17 protein-coding genes are annotated in these 21,301 nt (G+C 34.8%); 11 read left to right on the top strand and 6 right to left on the bottom strand.

What is annotated here, in order from left to right:
- Window positions 1–18 precede the first annotated feature (18 nt).
- On the bottom strand, window positions 19–3,915 hold the full coding sequence (hrpA, locus tag HMPREF0693_RS01045; protein ID WP_150024380.1) for an ATP-dependent RNA helicase HrpA: 3,897 nt from the start codon (window positions 3,913–3,915) through the stop codon (window positions 19–21).
- Between the two features lie 221 nt (window positions 3,916–4,136).
- Between hrpA and HMPREF0693_RS01040 the strand changes: the two genes are divergently transcribed.
- The 7 genes from HMPREF0693_RS01040 (at window position 4,137) to HMPREF0693_RS01015 (ending at window position 10,892) form a co-directional block, all read left to right on the top strand.
- Complete coding sequence (locus HMPREF0693_RS01040) at window positions 4,137–4,757, top strand: FMN-dependent NADH-azoreductase (RefSeq protein WP_004242810.1); 621 nt, start codon at window positions 4,137–4,139, stop codon at window positions 4,755–4,757.
- A gap of 301 nt (window positions 4,758–5,058) precedes the next feature.
- Window positions 5,059–5,601, top strand: coding sequence for a fimbrial protein (locus HMPREF0693_RS01035; RefSeq protein ID WP_223231938.1), 543 nt, complete (start codon window positions 5,059–5,061; stop codon window positions 5,599–5,601).
- Window positions 5,602–5,714: 113 nt separating this feature from the next.
- Complete coding sequence (locus tag HMPREF0693_RS19380; protein ID WP_071587362.1) at window positions 5,715–6,182, top strand: NAD(P)H-dependent oxidoreductase; 468 nt, start codon at window positions 5,715–5,717, stop codon at window positions 6,180–6,182.
- A gap of 304 nt (window positions 6,183–6,486) precedes the next feature.
- Window positions 6,487–7,032, top strand: coding sequence for a fimbrial protein (locus HMPREF0693_RS01030; protein ID WP_174232762.1), 546 nt, complete (start codon window positions 6,487–6,489; stop codon window positions 7,030–7,032).
- Between the two features lie 125 nt (window positions 7,033–7,157).
- A complete protein-coding gene (locus HMPREF0693_RS01025) occupies window positions 7,158–7,859 on the top strand; it encodes a fimbrial biogenesis chaperone (protein ID WP_004242807.1) in 702 nt (233 codons plus the stop codon).
- A complete protein-coding gene (locus HMPREF0693_RS01020; RefSeq protein WP_004242806.1) occupies window positions 7,852–10,266 on the top strand; it encodes a fimbria/pilus outer membrane usher protein in 2,415 nt (804 codons plus the stop codon). The genes HMPREF0693_RS01025 and HMPREF0693_RS01020 overlap by 8 nt, the downstream gene beginning before the upstream one ends.
- A gap of 41 nt (window positions 10,267–10,307) precedes the next feature.
- The gene (locus HMPREF0693_RS01015; protein WP_004242805.1) at window positions 10,308–10,892 is read left to right on the top strand and encodes a fimbrial protein; all 585 of its coding nucleotides are present in this window, start codon (window positions 10,308–10,310) and stop codon (window positions 10,890–10,892) included.
- A 78-nt stretch (window positions 10,893–10,970) separates the two neighbouring features.
- On the opposite strand, the gene HMPREF0693_RS01010 is transcribed toward HMPREF0693_RS01015, so the two are convergent.
- The 3 genes from HMPREF0693_RS01010 to HMPREF0693_RS01000 are packed head-to-tail and all read right to left on the bottom strand — an operon-like array spanning window position 10,971 to window position 14,157.
- Window positions 10,971–11,303 (bottom strand): YdbL family probable chaperone protein, encoded by a 333-nt coding sequence (locus HMPREF0693_RS01010; protein ID WP_004242804.1) that lies wholly within the window; start codon window positions 11,301–11,303, stop codon window positions 10,971–10,973.
- Between the two features lie 14 nt (window positions 11,304–11,317).
- Window positions 11,318–11,524, bottom strand: a complete 207-nt coding sequence (locus HMPREF0693_RS01005; protein ID WP_004242803.1) for a YnbE family lipoprotein — start codon at window positions 11,522–11,524, stop codon at window positions 11,318–11,320.
- Window positions 11,521–14,157 carry a YdbH family protein gene (locus HMPREF0693_RS01000; protein ID WP_004242802.1) on the bottom strand — a complete coding sequence of 879 codons (2,637 nt, stop codon included), beginning with the start codon at window positions 14,155–14,157 and terminating at the stop codon, window positions 11,521–11,523. Before HMPREF0693_RS01000 ends, HMPREF0693_RS01005 begins: the two co-directional genes overlap by 4 nt.
- 158 nt (window positions 14,158–14,315) lie before the next feature.
- Here HMPREF0693_RS01000 and HMPREF0693_RS00995 point away from each other — a divergent pair, with 158 nt between their 5' ends.
- The gene (locus HMPREF0693_RS00995; RefSeq protein WP_012367888.1) at window positions 14,316–15,314 is read left to right on the top strand and encodes a 2-hydroxyacid dehydrogenase; all 999 of its coding nucleotides are present in this window, start codon (window positions 14,316–14,318) and stop codon (window positions 15,312–15,314) included.
- Between the two features lie 128 nt (window positions 15,315–15,442).
- Here HMPREF0693_RS00995 and HMPREF0693_RS00990 read toward each other — a convergent pair whose 3' ends face one another.
- The gene (locus HMPREF0693_RS00990; RefSeq protein WP_036932118.1) at window positions 15,443–16,996 is read right to left on the bottom strand and encodes a methyl-accepting chemotaxis protein; all 1,554 of its coding nucleotides are present in this window, start codon (window positions 16,994–16,996) and stop codon (window positions 15,443–15,445) included.
- Between the two features lie 679 nt (window positions 16,997–17,675).
- On the bottom strand, window positions 17,676–18,299 hold the full coding sequence (locus tag HMPREF0693_RS00985; RefSeq protein ID WP_004247996.1) for a TetR family transcriptional regulator: 624 nt from the start codon (window positions 18,297–18,299) through the stop codon (window positions 17,676–17,678).
- 94 nt (window positions 18,300–18,393) lie between these two features.
- Between HMPREF0693_RS00985 and HMPREF0693_RS19680 the strand changes: the two genes are divergently transcribed.
- From HMPREF0693_RS19680 to fetA, 3 genes are all read left to right on the top strand, one after another.
- On the top strand, window positions 18,394–19,308 hold the full coding sequence (locus HMPREF0693_RS19680; RefSeq protein ID WP_004242792.1) for a helix-turn-helix domain-containing protein: 915 nt from the start codon (window positions 18,394–18,396) through the stop codon (window positions 19,306–19,308).
- 118 nt (window positions 19,309–19,426) lie between these two features.
- Window positions 19,427–20,350, top strand: a complete 924-nt coding sequence (locus tag HMPREF0693_RS00975; protein WP_004242791.1) for an alpha/beta hydrolase family protein — start codon at window positions 19,427–19,429, stop codon at window positions 20,348–20,350.
- Window positions 20,351–20,641: 291 nt separating this feature from the next.
- Window positions 20,642–21,292, top strand: coding sequence for an iron efflux ABC transporter ATP-binding subunit FetA (gene fetA / locus HMPREF0693_RS00970; RefSeq protein WP_004242790.1), 651 nt, complete (start codon window positions 20,642–20,644; stop codon window positions 21,290–21,292).
- Window positions 21,293–21,301: the final 9 nt, after the last annotated feature.

Raw genomic sequence — 21,301 nt, 5'->3', positions numbered from 1 at the left:
TGGGTTTATCTATCAGCTTTAACTTAATGAGATAGACTCAATAGCTTGTAAGATGCGTTTATCAGAGATGGGATAAGGTGTTCCTATCTGTTGAGCAAATAAACTCACTCTTAATTCCTCTATCATCCAACGAATATTTTGTACCTCTTCTTGCTGTTTTTGCTTCTCGGTTAACTTAGCTAACCACTGTTGCCACTGCAAAATGACATTTTCAACTCGGCTCATTTGTGCTCTATCACGGTTAGGGTCAATCGCTAATTTCTCCATACGTTTTTCAATGGCACTGAGATAGCGAGGAATATCCGCAAGACGTTTCCAGCCATGGGATGTGACAAATCCGGGGAAAACTAATTGATTAAGTTGTGCTTTAATATCAGATAATGCAAAAGCGACACTAATATCAACCCGCCCTTTTAAGCGTTTATTAATCGCAAATACTTGAGTTAAAATAGACTCAACTTGTTTAGCAATTTCGACAACAACATCGTTTAATTCAGCACGGACATAATCTTGGAGTTTTTGGTATTGCTCTTCTTGCCATATTAATCCCCCATAAGAAGCAATGAGTTTATCAACCCCACAAGCGATACAGTCATCAATCAGATCTAGCACCTTGCCATAAGGATTAAAATAAAGACCTAATTTTGCTTTATTAGGCAATTTTTCATGCAAGTATTTAATGGGTGAAGGAATATTAAGTAGTAATAACCGTCTTATCCCCTGCCACATTGCCGCTTGTTGCTCTGTTTCTGTTTCAAATAGCTTGATACCAACACTATTCTTTTCATCCACTAATGCCGGATAGGCTTTAACTGAATAGCTACCACGCTTTTGTTCGTAGCGTTGTGGCAAGTCACCAAAACTCCAAATATGTAAATCTTGCTGCTCAATACCATCATCTGCTACCGCTGATAATGTTTCTTGAACTTTGTCCTTTAAACGTGCTTTTAACTGATTAAGATCTTTTCCTTCCGCAAGGGTTTTATTGTTGTCACCAACAACTCGAAAAGTCATTTTTAAGTGATCGGCCACTTGCTCAAGTTGCCAACTATCACGTTCGACCGTAACGCCGGTCATTCTACGTAGCTCTTTTTCTAATTTATCGAGTAATTCACCTTCAGGGGTAACCACTCGTTCTAAAAAAGCTGAAGCGTAGTTAGGCGCAGGAACAAAATTACGACGTATAGGTTTAGGTAATGATTTTATTAAGGCAACGACTAATTCATGACGAATACCCGGAATTTGCCAATCAAAACCTTCATCTTTAACCTGATTTAAAATCGGTAATGGAATATGGACAGTGACGCCATCTGCTGCTGTACCTGGCTCAAACTGATAAGTTAAGCGTAATTTTAAATTAGCTTGATGCCAATAATTTGGATAATCTAATGCACTAACACGTTTAGCATCTTCTTTGATAAGCATGCTTTTTTCAAAGCTCAGCAAATCAGGTAAATTCTTTTGCGCTATTTTCCACCATTTATCAAAATGGCGAGTAGAGATAACATCTTGTGGTATTCGTTGATCGTAGAATGTAAACAGCGTTTCATCATCTACCAAAATATCGCGACGACGTGATTTATGCTCTAACTCTTCAACCTCGGTACGTAATTTTAAATTTTCACGGAAAAAAGCATGTCGAGTTTGCCAATCGCCTTCTACCAACGCATGGCGAATAAATAACTCTCGACATAATAGTGGATCAATTTTGCCATAATTTACTAATCGTGAGGCCACAATAGGTAAACCATATAAGGTGACTTTTTCATTAGCCATTACCGCACCCTGTGCTTTTGACCAATGAGGCTCACTATAGTGATATTTAACTAAGTGGGTCGCGATAGGTTCAATCCATTCCGCTTCAATACGTGCAGCAATGCGCCCCCATAACCGTGATGTTTCGACTAATTCTGCCACCATGGTCCATTTGGGCGGTTTTTTAAATAACCCAGAGCCGGGATAAATAGCAAAACGCGCATTTCTCGCGCCAGTAAACTCTTGCTTATCGCTATCTTTTTGTCCGATATGTGATAATAGCCCACTTAATAAAGCCACATGAATACTTTTAAAATCGGCCGGTTGGCTATTAATTGGAAAACCTAATTCCTTCACAACTTGGCGTAGTTGCGTATAGACATCTTGCCATTCCCTAACTCGCATAAAGTTTAAAAACTCTTGGCGACAGTGTTTTCGAAACTGAGAGTGACTCAATTCTTTCTGCTGAGTTTTTAAATAGTCCCATAAATTGAGTAACGAAAGAAAATCTGAATCTTTATCTTGGAAACGACGATGTTTTTCATCTGATGCTTGTTGCTTGTCCATCGGTCTTTCACGAGGATCTTGAATAGAAAGCGCCGATGTGATCACCATTAATTCTCTAACTGCACCATATTTGCGCGCTTCAAGAACCATTCTCGCTAATCTTGGATCGATAGGAAGCTGAGCTAATTGTTTCCCCATCGGCGTCAAACGATAAGCACCTTTATTATCAGTACCCTCTTGTAAGGCACCCAGCTCTTCTAATAAGCGTACACCATCTTGTATATTGCGTTTATCGGGCGCTTGTACAAAAGGAAATCCGCTAATATCCCCTAATCCTATCGAGGTCATTTGTAAAATAACCGAAGCAAGATTGGTTCTTAGTATTTCAGGATCGGTAAATTGCGCACGGGAAATAAAATCATCTTCAGAATAAAGACGAATACAAATACCATCAGAAACACGACCGCAACGCCCTTTTCTCTGATCCGCAGAAGCTTGAGAGATAGGCTCTATGGGTAAGCGCTGAACTTTGGTTCGATAACTATATCGACTAATACGTGCATAACCCGTATCAATCACATATTTAATGCCCGGTACCGTAAGAGAAGTTTCGGCAACATTGGTTGCTAATATGATGCGTCTTCCGGTATGAGGCTGAAATATCCGGTTTTGTTCACTATTAGAAAGACGAGCAAATAGGGGTAAAACTTCGGTATGACGTAGTTGTAATTTATTTAATGCCTCTGCGGTATCCCTTATCTCGCGCTCACCGCTCATAAAAATAAGAATATCACCCGCACTTTCTCGACTTAACTCGTCAATTGCATCAATAATGCCCTCAGTCATATCCTTATCACTATCCAAAGCGTCACCACCAATAGGACGATAACGCACTTCAACCGGATAAGTTCGGCCAGATACCTCAATAATAGGAGCTTGATTAAAATGCTTAGAAAAACGCTCAGGATCGATAGTGGCAGAAGTAATAATCACTTTTAAATCTGGGCGTTTGGGCAAAAGCTGCTTTAAATAACCAAGAATAAAGTCAATATTTAAGCTACGTTCATGGGCTTCATCGATAATAATAGTATCATATTGTAATAACAGCTTATCTTGTAGTAGTTCAGCTAATAAAATCCCGTCAGTCATTAACTTAACTAGCGTGTTATCACCAACATGATCACTAAAACGAACTTTATAACCGACAGACTCACCTAATGTTGTGTTTAATTCATGAGCAATTCGCTCTGCGACAGAGCGTGCAGCTAAACGTCGAGGCTGCGTATGCCCAATATAACCTTTTACGCCTCGCCCTAATTCGAGACAAATTTTCGGGATCTGAGTTGTTTTACCCGATCCCGTTTCCCCTGCAATAATAACCACTTGGTTATCTTTGATTGCATTGTAGATAGCCTCTTTTTTCTGGCTAACAGGCAAGTTTTCTGGATAAACAATTTTAGGACAGTGAATTTGTCGATTTAATATACGCTGTTTTGCGACAATAATATCCTGCTCAATCTCGCTTAATACCGCGTGTTTCGACGTTTCTTTACTTATTTTATCAACGCCACGTAAGCGTTTTCTCAATCGTTGCTGATCCCGCAACGAGAGTTGCTCTATCTCTTTGTAGAGCATCGCAGATGATAGTGCCACCTTTTGTTATCCTTTTTGAGGTTTATTTAACCAAATAATATTGTTGCCATGATATCACAACCGCCAATTTGCACATAAAGGGTTGATGAATTTTCTTATTCTATGAATATATATAATCAATAAATTTGAATAGCATATTCAAACGATTATGGTGTGAAATTTTTCAGATAAGATAAAATTTGGTCTATATAAACATAACAGATATTTACCGAGAGAATAAAATGAACAAGCTTCTTGTACTAAAATCCAGTATTTTAGAAAATTACTCGCACAGCAATAAAATGGCTGACTATCTAATAGAAAATTGGCAAAAGCATCATCAAAATGATCTCATTACCCTACGTGATCTGGCAAAAGATCCCATTCCTGTTTTAGATCAAGCCACATTATTTGCTTTTGGCAAAGATACGGCTATGTTATCGGAACAACAAAAAGCCGCTAGAGCACTCTCTGATACATTAATTAATGAATTAAAAGCACATGATATTATTGTGATCACGGCGCCTATGTATAATTTCTCCATCCCTTCTCAATTAAAACACTATATCGATTTTATTGCGCGTGCAGGCGAAACTTTTAAATATACTGAAACAGGGTCAGTCGGATTACTTGAAGATAAGCAAGTTATTGTATTAACGAGTCGTGGTGGGATCCATAAAGGACAACCCTCTGATTTAATTATTCCATATCTAACACAATTTTTATCATTTATTGGTATTAATAATGTACAGTTTATTCTCACCGAGGGTACTGCGCTAGGCGAAGAATATGCCCAGCAGTCACATGCTCAAGCACAAAAAGAAATAGATTTAATAATTAATAAAGAAATAATGATAAAATAAAAATATATCTAATGGCACCTTTAACTAAGGTGCTATTTATTTATAAATATAATTACACAAAAAAAACCTCTGTTTTTTTTTAAAAAAAACTCAACAGATAAATACTTCACTATTTACCCATACTTTGATATTTAAATCTAGCTTACCCACCATATAAAGTATCTACTCCTAATTATTTAATAAATAAATATTTATTGTAATTACATATAAGTTGTCAAGCTTCACGTAAATAAATATCATTATCTCGCTCTTAATTATGAGCAAATTTGTAACTACAATTAATACTTAAATGGACTTTAAAATGAAAAAATCATTATTTTCACTATTAATTCTATCTACACTTGCTTTATCAACACAAGCTATTGCACAACAGATTCACCTTGGTGGTTATAATATAGATATCCAAGGCAGAGTAATTGACGAGAAACTAACTTGTGTCGTTCAAGATGTTGCTCCAATTCAATTGGATGATGCTTACGTTGATTCTTTACTGCTTACTCCTGAAAAACAATTTAATGTGGATTTTTCTGGCTGTACTAATCAAGAAAGAGCAAGAAAAGTCAAAATAGTTGTTGCACGACAAAACACTACTCATTTAATGAATACTAGTTCGACAGCAAATGATACCAATGCTCGAGTAGCATTATTGGGTTCTACAGGTGAACTTGTTCCACTTAATGGTGAGCGAGAACAACGTACATTTTATTCGGATGTTGCCGGTGATAGTGGTAGATTAGTATTTTCATTAAAATATGATAGACCTGAATCGATTGATGCTGTTACCGCAGGTGCTTTCAAGGCTACCTTATCTCTTGATGCTTACATCACTGATAATATCCAATAAAAACAGCCAAAACTAAATATAATTCTGCTTTAATTTTCAACCCAATAAAAAGTCGGGGAAATACCGGCTTTTTATTTATAGGTTAATACAATAAATAACTTAACTAATGATTAATTAAAAAACATAAGATTAAAATTTGGCAAAAACACCATCAAAATGACCTCATTACCCTACGTGATCTGGCAAAAGATCCCATTCCCGTTTTAGATCAAGCCATATTATTTGCTTTTGGCAAAGATACGGCTATATATAATTTCTCCATCTTCTCTCAGTTAAAACATTCTATTGATTTTATTGCGCGTGCAGGCGAAACTTTTAAATATACTGAAACAGGGTCAGTCGGATTACTTGAAGATAAGCAAGTTATTGTATTAACGAGTCGTGGTGGGATCCATAAAGGACAACCCTCTGATTTAATTATTCCATATCTAACACAATTTTTATCATTTATTGGTATTAATAATGTACAGTTTATTCTCACCGAGGATACTGCGCTAGGCGAAGAATATGCACAACAGTCACATGTTCAAGCACAAAAAGAAATAAATTTAATTATTAATAAAGAAATAATGATAAAATAAAAATATACCTAATGGCACCTTTAATCAAGGTGCTATTTATTTATAAATATAATTACACAAATAAAACCTCTGTTTTTTTTTAAAAAAAACCTTCAATAGATAAATCCTTCATCTTTTACCTATAATTTAAAATTTAAATCTAACAAACCAACCCAAAAAAAACATATTTCGCTAATCATTTAACAAAATAATACTAATCATAATTATATATAACTTGTCAAATTTCACGTAAAAAAATATTATTATCTCGCTCTTAATTATGAGCAAATTTGTAACTACAATTAATACTTAAATGGACTTTAAAATGAAAAAATCATTATTTTCACTATTAATTCTATCTACACTTTCTTTATCAACACAAGCTATTGCACAACAGATTTTCCTTGGTGGTTATAATATAGATATCCAAGGCAGAGTAATTGACGAGAAACTAACTTGTGTCGTTCAAGATATTGCTCCAATTCAATTGGATAATGCTTACGTTGATTCTTTACTACTTACTCCTGAAAAACGATTTAGTGTGGATTTTTCTGGCTGTACTAATCAAGCAAGAGATAGAAAAGTCAAAGTAGTTGTTGCACGACAACACGCTACTCATTTAATGAATACTGGTTCGACAGAAAATGATACCAATGCTCGAGTAGCATTATTGCGTTCTACAGGTGAACTTGTTCCACTTAATGGTGAGAATTCAGAACGTACATTTTCTTCGGAGGTTGCCGGTGAACGTGGTAGCTTAGAATTTTTATTAAAATATGATAGACCAGAATCGATTGATGATGCTGTTACCGCAGGTGCTTTCAATGCAGCCTTATCTCTTGATGCTTACGTCACTGATGATATCCAATAAAAAAGGCCAAAATTAAATATAATTCTGCTTTAATTTTTAACCCAATATAAAGCCGGGGAAATACCGGCTTTTTATTTATGGATTAATATAATAAATAACTTAACTAATGGTTAATTAAAAAACATATGATTAAAAAATATATTGTTTATATAATATCATTTGTCTTTACATTCTCATGTTATGCTTCTATTCAAATTAATAAGGATAGATTTTTTTATAAAGAACAAGATAAGGAAATTCTATTTGACATAAGAAATAAAAGCGAACAAAAAACCTATATTATTCAAAGTTGGGTATCACACTATAACAAAGAAGATAATAGTGAGGCACCATTTATCATTTCTCCTAGTTTAATAAGATTAGCACCCAATGAAAATTTTACATTAAAAATTATCAAAACGGATGATATAAAAGAAATCAACCAAGAATCTGTATATAGAGTAAATATAAAATTAGTTCCAGTTATAGATGATGAGATGGCTGATAAAAACTTGCTTCTTATCTCTTTAAACTCAATATATAATCTTTTCTATACACCTAGCGATATTATTAACAAAAGTGATAATAAAGATATTAATTTCTTTATTAATGATGAAAATTTTATTAAAATAAACAACCCCACTCCTTATTTTATTACCATAGCAGAAGCAAAGGTAGATAACATTGATATATTAAATGAGCGAATAACCCTATCGCCATTTAAAAATTACAGTATAAAAAATAAAAAAATAACTAAAAATATTAAAGATAAAAAAGTACATTGGAAGAGAGTCGATGAGTATGAGCAGACTATCATTGCAACCCCAAAGGAACTTATTTATGAGTAAGATAAGTTTTAGACTAAAAACATCTTTGCTATTGATATTAAATGCATACCCTTTCTTTTCTATTGCTAACAATAATATTCATTCTCTATATAAAAGTGTATTGTCAAATATTGATAATAAAACCATCGGCAAGTTATTAAATAATGAACATCCTGATGGTTATTACTCAACAAATATTTATATCAACGAAAATAAAAAAGAAACCATTATTTTATATTATGAAAATAAAGACGGTATATTAACACCAAGGATTAATGTTAATGATTTAATTCGTTTAAATATTGATCCATCTTTTTATAATATTCCTATTGATTTAAGTTCTGATTTGTTATTAAGCGATTACAATATTGATTTTAAATATAATTTCTCCTCGCAATCATTATATTTAACTATTCCACAAAAAGCCTTAGATAATAAAAAAAATATGCTTGCTAGCCAAGTTTTATGGGATGATGGTGTCCCTGCTTTGTTTAGCTCATATTCTTATTTTGGCAAATATAACAATCAAAATAAGATAGAACACAAAATCAGTTTTAACTCAGGTGCTAACTTAGGTGCTTGGCGAGTACGTAGTAAAAGTTATTATCATCATACGGATAAGCAACAGCAATTTAAGCTATACTCATTATATGCTTATCATCAATTAAATACGCTGTTGGCAACGCTTAATGTGGGGGAATTTCGACCAACCAGTAGAATGTTATCAACAGATAAATTAATTGGATTTCAACTTATATCTAGTAATTTGCTCTCTGGTAATGATCTCTATATGAATAGTCCTATCATAGAAGAGATTGCAGAATCTCATGCTGAAATTAAAGTGAAACAACAAGGAAGAACCATTTATGAAACTATTGTTCCTCCTGGGCCTTTTATTTTAAACGATCTACCTGTTATAGGTAGCAATGAATTGGTATTAGAAATAAAAGAAGCAGATGGACGTATAAGAAAAAGTACTCATTACTTTACTACAATGCCAAACCAATTAAAAAAAGGTCGTTATCAATATAATTTTATTTCTGGATATTCTTATGATAGATATAACCAGTTTAATAATCAAAATAATAACCCTATTTTTTTACTGGGTGAGTTCTCCTATGGTATTAATCAAAAAATAACCGCTTATGGTGCAATTAGAAAGAAGCTGAATAGCAATACTTTCTTTTCAGGATTATCATTAGATTTAGGACGCTGGGGGGGAGTAGCCAGTGATATTAGTTATTTTGAACACAATAATCTATTAAAATACCAGTTGCGCTATAATAAACGATGGAGCAATATTGGTACTTCTTTAAATATATCTTCTAGCCATTATCAATCAATAAAATCTGATAGTGTTAGCATTAGAAAAAGTCAAACAGACAACATAAAAAATAGCTATACAATTTCTCTCTTTCAACCGATTAAATCTTTCGGGACATTTTCTATTGGTTATCATCAAAATTCTTATGCCAAAAGAAAAAATGACTTTACAATCAATACTTCTCTATCATCTTCTATAAAAAAAATGAATTATAGTATAAAATATCAATATAAAAATGAAAAATATTATAATGACAATCATTTTTCTTTAAATTTTAATATTCCACTAACAAATAGCTCTCAATCCTATCATTGGGTAAGCAATCAATTTGATTATCATCCAAACAATAAAGGTTATATAAATAGTACGACTATAGGTGGAAGTTTATTAGAACACTATCGCTTAGGCTATTCTATTAATTACCGACGGGATTTTAGCCACCCAAATGCTGGCTATCATACTTCAGTAAATACTCAGTATAAGGGGAGATATCAATCTTATTCTATTAATACAACTAAATCGTCTAATAATAAAACCAATTTAAGATTAGGGATTAATGGTGCAATAGTGTTACATCAAAGTGGAGTAACTTTGGCACCTGACTTAGGTAATACTTTTGCTATTGTAAATACGAATGGCATTGCCGGAATTAAAACTAATCGTTCTTCACAAGCCATTACAGACAATAACGGTAATTTAATATTACCGCACATCATGCCATATCGTAAAAATACTATTGGACTAAACATAAATTCGTTACCTGAGTTTAGTAATACTAAAACTCAAAGTAAAATCATCGTACCTACTTTAGGTGCGGTAGCAAAAATCAATTTCCCTATAAATAGGGGCTATAATGTTTTATTTACCTCAAATACACCAATTCCTTTTGCTGCCAATGTAATGGCATTTGATGATAATAATAATCTCATTTCTAGTGATTCTGTCTATGACCACAATAGAATATTCCTCTCCGGAATAAAAGAAAGCGGAACGGTACAAGTAAAATGGGGAGATACAGAGGAGCAACAATGTTTCTTCCATTATAACGTAAAAAATGAAAGTAAAAATAATTCAATTATTAAGAAACAAATTTATTGCCAATAATGAATAATTTTTATTCTTGAATATTTATGTAAGGTGTTTCTATGAAATCAATAAATATAACATTTTTAATTCCTCTACTATTACTATACTTCCCTTTTATTGCTTTATCTGATAATAGAAGAGGTAGTTTACCAGCGCCAATAAGTTGTAGCTTTGACATACCTAATAGCACTAAAGTTAGAAGTATACGTCCTGATTCTTTCCCTAGCAATTATGCAGGAACCTTAGCTAATGACAGATATTCTAAAAGAATTGCTATAGTTTTTAGTCTTTGTTCAGAAAAGAATACTAAAATAACTTTACGTATTGATAATACAAATATTGATTTTAATAATGGTTACCTTATCAACGATGTAACAGGCTCTGAAGCAAGTGATAATGTGACATTCCAATTAATTGATGATGAAAATAATCCTATTGATTTAAATCAGAAAAATACATTCACTAAAACTATTGATGAAAGTGGTACTGCTTATTTTAATTTCTTTATAAATTATGTCAAAAAAGATAATCTTCGCGCAAAGCCAGGGTATATATCTTCTCGTATTACGTTCATTGTGGAAGCAAAAGATCAGATTGTTGAAAATGATAATGAATTTGCGGGTGTAGAAAACAGAGTACTGTAGTGATAATAAGTATTATCACTATATCAACGCTATGAGAATAATTTAGTCTCTCTTTTATCGCTACTTGGGTAGTGGATATTATTTCTTAATCCACTGCCCATTAATTCCTTTAACAAACTCACCTGAATTGGCTCTTGCCACTAATTTTTCACCCGCTAAACGGGCAACAGATTCAGGAGTCACTTGATTGGTTTTAGCAATTTCAGCATATTTGGCTTTTCTGGCTTGATTGATTTCATTCACCAATATTTGAGCTTGCTTATGGTTTGGTTGCACTAACTCAACATAACCACTAAAAGTTTCCCCTACTAAGCCTTGCGCGCGCGCCTCATCAAGTGTTAAAGCAACGGCATTTGAACTAATCAATGCTGTGATTAATGCAAAACTAAAGAGATATTTTTTATAATTCATTATTCACCCCAGCGTTAGAATATAGCACTATTGTTTTTCAGCAAGTCTTCAACTTGGCGATCTATTTTGACATTAATTTCATGTTCAATCTTAACGTTCATATTAATGTTTATCGGTTTTTCCGGGGTAGCAACCTCTAATCGAATACATCCAGTGAGTGCTGATATGCCGATAGTGAAAATAACAAATAAAAATAGTCTTTTTAAAAATAATAACATCATTCTGACTCACTCCCTAAATCGGATAGGCTCTTTTCTAACCACTCTTCCAATTGCGAACCAAATCGCAAGCTGCGCCATAACTGAAAAATATTTTCTTGATGGCGATAATTAAGATTTACTTGTCGCCGTTTGTCTTCCAATGGATTTTTCCCTTGGATTTCCGCTTCAAGCACTAATTCACCTAGGTTGCTTAAATTAACCCGCGTCCAAGAGCGGCTAATCTCTAAATATCGTAACCATGCCATAGCGACACCGGCTGTCATATTGCTATCATCAATAGAGTCAACAAAATCTTTATCAAGCCTGAGGGTTAAGTACGATGAATTAGCCAGCCACCCATCTTTCACTATCCACTGATTGTTATTGATAAAGAAAGGTAATTCGCCACTTACTTTACCTGATGCGGCAAATTGGGTCACCTTCAATAAAGTGAAAAGCCGACTTAACTCTAGATTATCTAATGAGATAATCGCCGCTTCATGCTGTGGTAATGCTAATTTTGCCATAGAAATAGTGCCATCAAGCATAGCAACCTTGACATTAGATAAGACTAAAGGTTTTGCTTCTGTAATAGGGTAAAATCCTTGCAGATCGGCGGTAATGTCTGTCATTTCAAATAAATTATTGACGCGCTTAATCCGTAATTGCACTGGCTGCTTTACACCTAGTTGCCATTCATCACCGTTTAAACGCCAAGGTAAAATAAAATCGAGTCCTTCTAATACGCCATCTTTTAGCCACATGCTGCCTTGCTTAACTACTAAATGTCCACCAGCAACTAAACCTTGTTGAGGGGCAATAGAAAAGTCAGCTTGTGTATAAAATTCGCCATTATCTAATGTGATGCCTAATTTTTCTGGCAATAAAGATTGAAAGGCATTGATTGGTTGTGCAGGCCAACGCATCTGCCCTCTTAGCCTTTCACCATCCCAACGTGTATTAATCGTTATCGGTCCAATATTTGGCTTGGCATTGAGCTCGCCTTTCATATTAAAACGAAAAGGAGATTGACCTTTTACACTGGCAATAAAGTCAGCTCTATCTAAGAATCCCCCCGCAGGAAAATCGATTCGTTGACTGGTTAACTTCAATTTTCCTTCAAATAATGGGTTTTTATCGTCTCTTAACCAACGAAATGGCGTTAAGAGCGTCAATCTGGGGGCTAACATACTGGTATGCTGATAAGTTAAAACATCAAATCCGGTATTTAATGTCTCAAAACTCACCATGTTATCTACCCAAGAGCCAGTTCCAGCGATATCCCAACGCGCTTTTAATGGCAATAAATTGCCCTCTCCCCAATAACGCCATTGCCAATTGCCCTGATCAGGTAAGAAATCGGTCGAACGTCCAGCAAAATGGACCCGATAATCTCCCCAAATAGTATCTTCAGCTAACACAATCGCATTTAGGTGACCATTAAATCCTTTGGAAGATAATGTTGAGCCAGCCAGTGGTAAACGAGCATCTTTTACCGTCAGCGTTTCTGTTAGTTGCCCTTTAAAGCGTAATAGTGAACCGGGCTGAAATTCGATAGTAGGATCTGTCAACATACCAGTCACTTTAACGGGAAGTTGTGCACTGGCTTGCATGAGATCTTTATTTACAATGCCTGTCAATTGAATAGGTATATCAGCATCTAACCAGTTAATCGCCGTTTCAGGTATCGTCATCACTAAATTCCCTTTTCCTGCATGCCCTTGCGTCATAACATTTAAGCGCGCAGTTAAGCGTAATCCCGTTAATCCTTGCTGCCACTGGGCAATGTTGATATTCACACCACCACGTAAGGGTTGATCAAGCCCAAACCATTCCCAACGCCCTTTTTCTATCGTGATATTTTCTGCAGTTACATTCCAAGGCAACACAGCTAACGCTTGCCCTCCACCTTGTTCAGCAATAGAAATGGTACCGCTATTCCCTTGCCATTGAGCAATAAAGACTAATGGGTAAGCATAATGGGATGTTAACAATGTTGTGCTGATAGAACCATTTTCTGGTAATGAATCAACATTAAGGGGTAACGCGATTTCAGCCGCCAGCTCTATCTGATTATCGTCAGGTAAATTAATCTTTAATTGTTTAATATCTAACCATTGATTATCACGGATCAGCGCTTGTATCTGCGTATTATCTCCCTGATAGCTGATTAATCGCCCATTTGTATCACTTTTAAGCTGAAAATGGCCGTTATAGCGCTGATTATCCATTAAAGAAACATGATTGATATCAACCGATAAGTGAGGAATAGTAGCTAATAACGCATGAATATCGAGAGGAACTGTTGCGGTCTCTTTTTTATCTGCAAAAGATAATTGTGAAAAACACCCTTCGTTAATAGTAAGTTGTTGACTATTAAATGATAGGCTATCAATTTGCTGTTTTTGATAGTTAAACGTAAATTGCTGCACATTAGCCAAGGTACAGCTATCACTTTTTAATGCGATATCATCAATAAAAACACCCCATTGTTGTAACCTAGGTTGTGTTAAAGAGAGTGAAACACCTTCAGGTAAATAGCTTTTAGCCACAACAGGTAACCAACGTGGAATGGTGAGCCACAAGGTCGTGCTAACTGCGCCGACACCCAGTAGTATCATCCCTGTCCATTTGATTGTTTTCTTTAACAACACCTCATTTTCCTTTTGATCACATTAACCACATTCCGAACATCCACTTTACCCATTAAATTGTTTATAATAATAGTATTAAATGTTTCTCTATTGGGGTTAGATAATTCTTGTTTTCTCACTCTCAAAATAAATTTTAATCGATAATAAGCGAGTACAGGATGAAAATTGTTTCCTATAGTACTAAACATTATGACCGCAAACACATGGAATGGGTCAATCAGCATAATGGATATCATTATGATATCGAATATTTTGACTTTAATTTGACTGAACAAACAGCAAAAAATGCCGTCGGCGCAGATGCAGTCTGTATCTTTGTTAATGATGATGCTAATCGTGCGGTATTACAAGAGCTTGCCAGTCTCAACATCCGTATCCTTGCACTGCGTTGTGCGGGGTTTAATAATGTTGACCTTAAGGCAGCAGCCGAATTAGGGATCACCGTAGTGCGTGTGCCGGCTTATTCCCCAGAAGCGATTGCTGAGCATACTGTTGGGATGATGCTCTCGTTAAATCGTCGTATTCACAGAGCCTACCAGCGTACCCGTGATGCAAACTTTTCCTTAGAAGGCTTAACTGGCTTTAATATGCATAATCGCACTGCAGGGATTATCGGTACGGGGAAAATTGGTCTAGCGACTTTACGCATACTAAAAGGCTTTGGTATGAAGCTATTGGCCTATGATCCTTATCCAAACCAAGCTGTATTAGATTTGGGTGCGGAATATGTTGACTTAGCGACTCTTTACGCAAATTCACATGTTATTTCGTTGCATTGCCCATTAACCGCAGAAAATCATCATTTATTAAATGAAAGTGCTTTTTCGCAAATGAAAGATGGCGTAATGATCATCAACACTAGCCGTGGGGCCTTAATTGATTCTGCAGCTGCCATTAATGCCTTAAAACAAGGTAAAATTGGCGCATTAGGCATGGATGTCTACGAAAATGAGCGCGATTTATTTTTTGAAGATAAATCAAATGATGTTATTCAAGATGACGTGTTCCGTCGCCTTTCCTCTTGCCATAACGTATTGTTTACCGGGCACCAAGCATTCTTAACTGAAGAAGCGTTAATTAGTATTAGTGAAACGACATTGCACAATATTAAAGAGGTTGCTGCAGGTATAACATCACCTAACGAAGTGAAAGCCTAAGTCTCTAAAAAACCCCTGTTAGTCACCTTTGAGTGGCTAAAGGGGTTTTATCTTATTCGTCTTGGTTAATGAATTAACAACATATTTATCTTCTTAGGTACATTTTTATCAAGCGTAAACTATCCCTTTTATGCATGCCTAGTATTTTCTTTCTCATCCACTTTAAATTGAGAGACTAAGTTGGCAAGCTGATGAGCTTCGTCATCCATATTGGCAGTAATAGTGGCAGACTCTTCCACAAGTGCCGCATTTTGTTGAGTCACGGTATCCATCTCACTTACGGCCATAGCAATTTGATTAATCCCCATACTTTGTTCATTAGAGGCTAAGGCAATCTGTTGCATAAAATCATTAACTTGACTAATGGTGGTCACAATTTCCGACATGGAGCGTCCTGCTTCGCTCACTTGTTGTGATCCAACCTGTACTTTATTTACCGAATGGGTAATAAGTTCATTGATCTCTTTGGCTGCCTCTGCACTACGACTAGCTAAGTTACGCACTTCGGCTGCAACAACGGTAAATCCGCGACCTTGTTCACCCGCTCTAGCCGCTTCAACCGCAGCATTCAATGAGAGAATATTGGTTTGATTGGCAATACTGTTAATGATGTCATTAATATCTGAGATCTTTTTCGCACTTTCAGAAATCGATGACATGGTTTCGATAACATTATCCATCACCTTTTCGCCGTTTTGTGCTGACGTTGTCGCTCTTAATGCCAACTGGCTAGCTTGGCGTGAGTTATCGGCATTTTTTTCAACCGTGGTTTTGATTTGCTCCATGCTTGCAACGGTTTGTTGTAGCGCACTAGCCTGCTCTTCAGTACGTGAGGAGAGGTCAGTATTACCTGTTGCTATTTCACTTGCACTGACGCTAATGGTGTTTACTGCATTTTTTACCGAAGCAATCATTTGACTTAATGAAACTTTCATTTTATTCATTTCATTAAATAGCTTACCAAATTCATTGTTACCGTGATTTTCCACTCGCATACTTAAATCGCCTTGGCTCATTTTACTAAAAATATTAATAAGCACTTTAATATTGCCGATAAAGCTATGAGAGAACCAACGTAAGATAATGATAAAGAGCATAATGACAATAATCGCTGTGACTAACGCCATTAGTATAATGCGCTGTTGTGAGGTTTTCGCAATATCAATATAATTATTCTCAATACCATTGGCGACGGCATAATATGTCATGGTGATCTCGTTGAGTTCATCCATTTTTTGACTAGCAGAGTGCGTAGTCAATTGTCCTTTACGTAATTTAGCTAAGGCATCGGTAAATATATCTAAAAGCTCATCAAAGCGTTTCGTCATATCATCAGCAACCTGACGCCCTTCCATGGTTAACTTTTCAGCATCTGCCCAACGGTGGATCTCTTCACGGGTGATTTTTATATATTCTTGAGTTTGATGAAGGTATTTAGCAGAAGGTTTTTCATTCACTCTTAACTGCCCATCCAAGCCATTAATATTCGCTCTGATCACCGCCATTTGATAACGCGCTTTTCCCATCAGCAACATTTGCTGACTTAAGTTATTTGATGAAACAAAGTTATGATAAGAGCGTGTTGAAGCATCATAACTAAAGTAAATAATGCTCATAATAAGTACAAATAAAATAGCCAGCATAACTTTAACGGTTTTTTCTATACTGATGTTTTTAAACATAATCATATTCCAGCAAAATATACAGCTTTGATTTTTCTGTATATTTGTAAGATATCAGAATGCACTCTTTAGTAAAAAAGAGTGCATTCCCTAGTGTTAACAAAATAAATTAAAGATTATTTTTTAGATTATAGAGACAGGTAAGAGACTGCTCACATTGATAATGTCGGTCATTTTTATCAAAAACTTTAGAGCATAGTGAAATCTATTTTTTATTTTTGAAATAAACATTTCATTTCACTGCCCACTAAGCAATTCGTTACATAATATTCCATTAGCATTATGATTTGATTGATAAAAAATTAAATGATTAATTATCTTTTAGAATGAACAGGATAGATTTTAAGGCATGACCAATTTATCATACAATATCAGTATTTATTTTATAAATTAAACTAATCATACTTTTTTATTTAAACAGAAAGAATTGTTGTTACTTTCTTAAAAAATAATGCTATTGCTTAATACTGTGGACATTAGGTTATTTAACTCAAATAGATTAACGATATTAAGAAAGATTACTTATTCTATTTTTAATTATTTTTTAGTTAGTTCAATTAAACTTATCTCTTTATTGAATCGCTATGTTTTGCTATTCAATAATACAGTGATAATTGAACAGAATTATTTGTTGATTGTTAATCTTTTGCACAATGCTTAGAGGTATTTTAATACCTCTTTATACCCTATGTTGATGACGCTGTGGTGATGCTTGTTTTACCCCGATTAAAAAATCAGCAAAAATAGCTTTAAAATCACTACATGCCTCTTTCGGCAATGACGCTTCATTTTTTAGATTGATAGCAATATGAGTAATAAAACCATAAATTAAATTCACCACAATAGCCGGTGAATAAGCACAGATCTGTTTTTCAGCAAAGAGTATATCAACACAGTGTTGGATACGAGGAATAAGAATGTTGGCGTCAATCTCTTCCCACTCTTTCCAACCTAATACCGAGATAACTTCTTGTAAGGGAATTAACTCGTTTTTACACTGATAAATATGGTCAACACAAAGAGAGAAGAGCGCCGTTAGCTCTTGCCATTTATCATCATAAGTAGGCACTTCATCTAATTTTTGAACAGCATGCTTAACTTGCAGTAAATAACACTCTCTCAAAAGGGCTTTTTTATTACTAAAGTGATGATAAAACGCCCCTTTAGTAACCCTTGCATAACGTGATATTTCATCAATGGAAACATCATAATAGCATTGATTTACAAAGAGATATTGTCCAGCTTCAAGTAAAGCTAAGCGTGTTTGTTCTGAATTCTCTTGTTGCCGTGATTTTAATTTCATGATAAAAAACCCATAAAACATACCATAAGTATGTAATAATATATGGGTATCAGTTTTGTGTAAACTGAACAAAATATCTTTTCAGGAAATCATCATGTCATCTCAGTTCAATGGACTTATCCCTTCCAATTCTTTATCTTCGTTTAATATAGAAGTGATTAAAGAACTTCTGCTCTGGATCGAGGTAAATCTAGAAAAGCCGTTATTACTTGATGATGTTGCGATAAAATCAGGTTATACAAAATGGCATTTACAACGGGTGTTTAAGCAAGCAACGGGCTTAACATTAGCCTCTTATATTCGTGGTAGACGACTGACCAAAGCCGCCACTGAATTGCGCTTAACTAAACTTCCGGTATTAACTATCGCACTACGCTATCAATTTGATTCGCAGCAATCTTTTACACGCCGCTTTAAAGCTGTTTTTGGCGTTACTCCTTCGGAATACCGTAAAGTTGATGTGTTGTGTAGCGACAATTTTCAGCCCCCCATCAATTTTGAAGTTACCGACCTCCCTATTCCAAATATTATCGAGCTACCTGAAAGCTTTCTTTATGTTATTCAATACCAATACTTTTGCTCTATCGAGGATATTGGCAAGCTACATGAAGATATTCGTCATCAGTTTTGGAATGATTTTCTGTTGTACACAGATAAAAACTTTACGGAAAGTAGTGTGTTAATTTCTTATCAGCCAAATACATTACGTAAAGATAAGATCCAGATTGATTATGAAATTGGCCTAAACAATTTAGATCACTTTACCAGACCCCGTGGTTTTAGAAAAAAAGCGATTGCAGGCGGGCGTTATGTTCGTTTCCAATTTAAAGGCACGTTAGAAGAATATAAACAATTTGCCATCAAGATCTACTTTTATACTTTACCGGCTTTGGGGTTATGTCGTCGTTTAGGGCCAGATATTGAAAACTACATTTGTATAGAAACAGATAGCGACATTATGGAACTACCAAAAACACTGGAAATTGATTATTACGTTCCAATTCATTAATCAGTAATAAGTACTTAACGACTTGACTTTCAGTTTATTGATATGGCTAATTAACCGTCTTGATGGATTATTTAGCCATCCTTCTCTCTCACCCTCCCTTGGTTAATAAGGTTGTTCTATGCGTATTTGTTCTTTGTTGCTCTGCACCACTTTCTTAGTATCATCAATAACATCAAGCTACGCAGAAATAAGCACACATAAACTGATTCGCCAAGATAATAGCGAACTGATTTATTATCTAGATAAACAAGCTGAACATAACAAAACACTGTTAGTTTTAATGCAAGGTTCTGACTGTAATAGCATAAAAAATAATACTTTTATTCAAGAAACCTTTGGTAGATGGCTACCGAGTAGTGATGTTTTAATGGTTGAAAAGTATGGTATTACAGCACAATTGACTTATTCCGACGATAATGGTGAAAGAGAAGATTGCCCTAAAAACTATAAACTACATGATAATCCTAACCAAAGACTTGCTGATTATTTAGCAGTGCTAGATAAATTATCCCCTAATTACACCAATATTGTATTACTTGGAGGAAGTGAAGGCGCAACAATGGTTCATTTAGTTGTTGCTGAACGTCATGATATTAGCGCTGCAATCGCATTAAATGGCGGTGGTCGTTTTTTCCTTGATGATGTACTGTACAATATACGCAATACAACACCTAAAGAGCATGTGGAAGAAGCAATAAATAGCTTTCAACAACTCGCTAATGCAATAATAACGAATCAAATTGGTGATGAGCAATTTGTTAGTGAACATAGCAAATTATGGTGGCAACAATATCTTGCTATTGATCTACTTGAGGTGATTAAGCGCAACACGCAAACTCCGGTATTAATTGTTCAAACATTAGATGATATCAATGTAGATATGGCTGCATTCCATCAATTATCTCAAGAGATAACGCAACCTAATGTGACATTTATTAAATATGATAAATTAAATCATGGTTTTTATAATCAACAAGGTGAGCGATTAACCGGAAAAGTCGTTCAAGATATACAGCAATGGTATGCGCAATATAATAAATAACATTCATCCTATCTTGACTTATTATATTAAGATAATTTTACGAGCTGATGATTAGGCCTATTTTATCATGCTTAATCTTTTATGCTGCGTTATCTTTCTGTTTCCCCTATTGGCTATTTAATATTGATTGACTGATAGTAGTGATAGAGAAAAGCAATTTATCATCACACCTTTATGCTCTTATACTTAAGTTAAATCTTGTTATCAGATCACTGATATGGAACAGGATCATTAAACAATTAACCTTGTATAATAGTGATAACTTCTCTCTTCTAGATGTATAGGATCAGAATGAACAATAATCGCGCACTACTATGTCTGGAAAAAATTGGCTTTCAACTCGATAGCAAAATTATTCTAGATAATGTGACTTTCTCACTACAACCTTCTGAATTTAAATTGATTACAGGCCCTTCTGGCTGTGGAAAAAGTACGTTATTAAAAATCATTGCCTCTTTATTATCACCGACAAGTGGCACACTTTTCTTTGACGGAAAAGACTACTTAACCCTTTCTCCTGAACAATACCGACAACAAGTTTCGTATTGTACTCAAACCCCGATGTTATTTGGTGAAACGGTTTATGACAATCTTAAATTTCCTTATTTACTACGCAAAATCGCCGTTGATGAGAAGAAATTAGCGAAAGATTTAGATTACTTTAATTTGCCCAATGAGATTTTAAATAAAGGTATTAATGAACTTTCTGGTGGTGAAAAACAGCGTATCTCACTTATCCGTAACCTACAGTTTTTGCCTAAAGTGTTATTGCTTGATGAAATTACTAGTGCTCTTGATGAAGACAATAAAATAAAAGTCAATGAGCTTATCCATCATTATGTCAAAGAGCAAAAAATCGCTGCATTATGGGTAACTCACGATCAAAATGAAATCAAACATGCCGATGATGTGATCCACTTACCGAGTCATATGAACAATTAAGGTTAGGTT

Source organism: Proteus mirabilis ATCC 29906, assembly GCF_000160755.1.
Lineage (GTDB): Bacteria > Pseudomonadota > Gammaproteobacteria > Enterobacterales > Enterobacteriaceae > Proteus > Proteus mirabilis.
Note: the sequence above shows the minus strand (reverse complement) of the source record. Positions and strands in the feature narration are given on the sequence as shown.

Excerpts from the sequence above, each read along its gene's own strand:
- HMPREF0693_RS01040 (WP_004242810.1), top strand. The coding sequence starts at position 4,137 with ATGAACAAGCTTCTTGTACTAAAATCCAGTATTTTAGAAAATTACTCG.
- HMPREF0693_RS01035 (WP_223231938.1), top strand. The coding sequence starts at position 5,059 with ATGAAAAAATCATTATTTTCACTATTAATTCTATCTACACTTGCTTTA.
- HMPREF0693_RS01030 (WP_174232762.1), top strand. The coding sequence starts at position 6,487 with ATGAAAAAATCATTATTTTCACTATTAATTCTATCTACACTTTCTTTA.
- HMPREF0693_RS01025 (WP_004242807.1), top strand. The coding sequence starts at position 7,158 with ATGATTAAAAAATATATTGTTTATATAATATCATTTGTCTTTACATTC.
- HMPREF0693_RS01020 (WP_004242806.1), top strand. The coding sequence starts at position 7,852 with ATGAGTAAGATAAGTTTTAGACTAAAAACATCTTTGCTATTGATATTA.
- HMPREF0693_RS01015 (WP_004242805.1), top strand. The coding sequence starts at position 10,308 with ATGAAATCAATAAATATAACATTTTTAATTCCTCTACTATTACTATAC.
- HMPREF0693_RS01010 (WP_004242804.1), bottom strand. The coding sequence starts at position 11,303 with ATGAATTATAAAAAATATCTCTTTAGTTTTGCATTAATCACAGCATTG.
- HMPREF0693_RS01005 (WP_004242803.1), bottom strand. The coding sequence starts at position 11,524 with ATGATGTTATTATTTTTAAAAAGACTATTTTTATTTGTTATTTTCACT.
- HMPREF0693_RS00995 (WP_012367888.1), top strand. The coding sequence starts at position 14,316 with ATGAAAATTGTTTCCTATAGTACTAAACATTATGACCGCAAACACATG.
- HMPREF0693_RS00990 (WP_036932118.1), bottom strand. The coding sequence starts at position 16,996 with ATGTTTAAAAACATCAGTATAGAAAAAACCGTTAAAGTTATGCTGGCT.
- HMPREF0693_RS00985 (WP_004247996.1), bottom strand. The coding sequence starts at position 18,299 with ATGAAATTAAAATCACGGCAACAAGAGAATTCAGAACAAACACGCTTA.
- HMPREF0693_RS19680 (WP_004242792.1), top strand. The coding sequence starts at position 18,394 with ATGTCATCTCAGTTCAATGGACTTATCCCTTCCAATTCTTTATCTTCG.
- HMPREF0693_RS00975 (WP_004242791.1), top strand. The coding sequence starts at position 19,427 with ATGCGTATTTGTTCTTTGTTGCTCTGCACCACTTTCTTAGTATCATCA.
- fetA (WP_004242790.1), top strand. The coding sequence starts at position 20,642 with ATGAACAATAATCGCGCACTACTATGTCTGGAAAAAATTGGCTTTCAA.